Below are 1,741 nucleotides of genomic sequence, written 5' to 3' on the forward strand. Positions count from 1 at the left end.
AATCCGTGACCAGCCGAGAAGGCAATGACGTTGGAATAACAGGATGAACACCGCCAACGTGAGGTCCCAGAATGTGCAAACGAGCTCGTTTCATTGACAAGCGACCGTTCGGAACATACGTTAATGTGGTCCACGTCTCACTGGGAGGTCGTCATGTCATCCACCCCTGCTTCGCTGCAGTCCGGGCAGTCCGACGCGCACCGGCCGAGTGCCAGGCGCGCGGCTGTCGCCGGCGGCGTCGGGACCATGATCGAGTACTACGACTTCAGCCTCTACGGCTACCTGGCGATCGTCCTGGCGCCCTTGTTCTTCCCCGGTGACGACCCCGTGGTTTCCCTGCTGTCGGCCCTGGCGATCTTCGCCGGTGCTTACCTGGTGCGTCCTCTGGGGGGGATCATCTTCGGGCACATCGGAGATCGTCTGGGTCGCCGCAAGGCGCTCGTCATCGCGCTCGTCTCCATGGGAGCCGCGAGCACGCTCATGGGGCTCCTGCCCACCTACGAGACCGCCGGTGTGTTCGCGACCGTGCTCCTGGTGGTCGTACGGCTCCTGCAGGGGATCTCGGCTGGCGGCGAGCTCGGTGGGGCGATGACGTTGGTCGCGGAGTCGGTGCCGGAGAACGAGCGGGCACGATTCGGCGCGTACCCCGCAATGGGTGGCAATGCCGGCTTCGCTCTCGCTGCGGCTGTCGCGGGGGCAACCACCGCTCTGGTGTCGGACGCCGCCCTCGACTCATGGGGATGGCGGGTGCCGTTCCTGCTCGCGCTGCCGCTGACCTTCGTCTGCTTGTGGTTCCGTCTTCGGGTCGAGGAGACCTTCCAGGCCACCGATGACGTGGTGGCGAGGACGAGGCCCCCGCTCGGGGAGCTCGTCACCCGACATCACGTGCCGCTGATGAAGGCTGTAGGTCTTGCGATCGCGACGAACGGGACCGCGTACATCGGCCTCTCCTATCTCAGCATCCACCTCGTTCAGGAGCTCGGGTACGACAAGACGCCGGTGTACTGGATCGCGACCGGGTCCATCGGTCTGGCAGCGCTGAGCATGCCAATGGCCGGGATCGTCGGGGATCGGATCGGGCACACGCGGCTGGCCATGGCCGGTCTGCTGGCGACGGCCGCGCTCAGTCTTCCCATGATGGCGCTCATGGGAGTCGATCTGTGGTGGGCCTCGGTCGCCTACGTGGTGATCATGCTCGCGACCGTGGCGACTCAGGTCGCGGCCTACACGATCCTTCCCGGACTGTTCCCCGTCGAGCTTCGATACACCGGTACGGCCATGGGGTGGAACCTGGGCGTCGTGATCGCCGGTGGAACGGCACCGTTCACTGCGTTGTGGCTGGTGGAGACCACGGGCAACTCGGTCGCCGCAGCCTACTTCGTCTGGGTCGCCGCAGCCGTTGGGGTGATGAGCGTGCTCTCGATGATGCGCGGCGACCGGGCCCTGAGAGTGGACATGTCGACGGAGAGTCCCTGAGCCTCTAGCCCTGGAGGGCTGGGGAGGTGGTCGTCGCCTGCGCGGTGGCGAGAGCCAAGGTGACCGACCTGGAGACCATGTCCGAGCGCGACAGCGGGCCCGTCTCGTCGAACCACGTCGACACCGCGACTCCCGTGGCGATGATGCTGCGTGCGCATTCGCGGGGGAAGGGCGTCGTGAACTCGCCAGCCTCGATGCCCCGTTCGATCACTCGGTAGAACAACTGAGCCTGCTCCTTGCGCAGAGCGAAGACGAGGCGACGTCC

At 65.9% G+C, this 1,741-nt stretch carries 2 protein-coding genes; one reads left to right on the forward strand and one right to left on the reverse strand.

Annotated features, from left to right (window positions below; genetic code table 11):
• Positions 1–153 precede the first annotated feature (153 nt).
• On the forward strand, positions 154–1,476 hold the full coding sequence (locus ACOJSN_RS09230) for an MFS transporter (RefSeq protein ID WP_420112204.1): 1,323 nt from the start codon (positions 154–156) through the stop codon (positions 1,474–1,476).
• Between the two features lie 4 nt (positions 1,477–1,480).
• On the opposite strand, the gene ACOJSN_RS09235 is transcribed toward ACOJSN_RS09230, so the two are convergent.
• The coding region (locus ACOJSN_RS09235) for a hypothetical protein (RefSeq protein WP_420112205.1) at positions 1,481–1,741 on the reverse strand (261 nt) is incomplete at its 5' end.

It is taken from the genome of Pseudactinotalea sp. (assembly GCF_048594945.1).
In the GTDB taxonomy this organism is placed as follows: Bacteria; Actinomycetota; Actinomycetes; order Actinomycetales; family Beutenbergiaceae; genus Pseudactinotalea.